1 pseudogene is annotated in these 222 nt (G+C 34.7%); it reads right to left on the bottom strand.

Going from position 1 to position 222, the window contains the following annotated elements:
• Positions 1–222 (bottom strand): annotated as a pseudogene (locus ACRHOC_RS15560) (acetate kinase); the annotation flags it as partial.

Raw genomic sequence — 222 nt, 5'->3', positions numbered from 1 at the left:
GATAGGCATTCATTTCTAAGGCAAGCAGACAAACTACATCTCCTTTATTTGCTTGTGATCCTATTTCACGTAAATCACTATATCCAGTCAGACCCAACATACCACTGTCTTTTTGTAAAATGGTATTTACTTGACTGAGATCATATCCTAAAGTATTAAACAGATAGAATATCAAGGAATGATCGATATCACTAGAGCGCGTTCCCATAATTAATCCATTAA

Source organism: Winogradskyella poriferorum (assembly GCF_050618035.1).
Classification (GTDB): Bacteria; Bacteroidota; Bacteroidia; order Flavobacteriales; family Flavobacteriaceae; genus Winogradskyella; species Winogradskyella poriferorum_A.
This window is presented reverse-complemented; position numbering and strand designations above follow the sequence as displayed.